Genomic DNA, 554 nt, shown 5'->3' with positions numbered 1-554 from the left:
GTTGGTTGCAGCTTAAGCGAGCGTTATGTGTTTCCTTTAGATTTGGATGTGACTCGCACAATGTCCCAGAATTGTAGTTCTTAGATTATTTGTCTATAAGCTTGACGTAACTGTCTTAAATTGAGGGGCGAGCATGACCGAATCACAAAAGAAATGGTTGAAGCGCTGGGAAGAAAAGCGAAGAAAAGGGTTTATCCACTACATTATGATTCAAACCTTAATGATTGGTGGCGGGCTATTTACTGGTAAGTTAATAGGTGTTGCACTCTTTACTAACCAAAATCAGTGGGGAGAGTTCTTTACTAGCATTCCAATAACTTCAGCAATGATTTTGGCTGTTTGTATTCCGCTCAATAGCCTTGCGTGGTTTGTGAGTGATAAGCGATATCAAAGCCTAACTAATCAACAAAACAACACATAACAAAGCGTTCAAGAGGGACTTGGCACGCGTGGCATTTTCAGTTTGCGTTGGGTTCGGTGGTTACGGCACTGTGCGGTAGCTTTTTTATTGCGTGCCTGCGCCCCTTAACGCGGCGTTATAAAGCTACTGTTAA

At 42.4% G+C, this 554-nt stretch carries 1 protein-coding gene; it reads left to right on the top strand.

Annotated features, from left to right (window positions below):
- Window positions 1-133: 133 nt before the first annotated feature.
- Complete coding sequence (locus tag A1QO_RS06370; protein WP_017039663.1) at window positions 134-421, top strand: hypothetical protein; 288 nt, start codon at window positions 134-136, stop codon at window positions 419-421.
- Window positions 422-554: the final 133 nt, after the last annotated feature.

It is taken from the genome of Vibrio genomosp. F10 str. ZF-129, from assembly GCF_000287055.2.
In the GTDB taxonomy this organism is placed as follows: domain Bacteria; phylum Pseudomonadota; class Gammaproteobacteria; order Enterobacterales; family Vibrionaceae; genus Vibrio.
This window is presented reverse-complemented; position numbering and strand designations above follow the sequence as displayed.

Excerpts from the sequence above, each read along its gene's own strand:
- A1QO_RS06370 (WP_017039663.1), top strand. The coding sequence starts at position 134 with ATGACCGAATCACAAAAGAAATGGTTGAAGCGCTGGGAAGAAAAGCGA.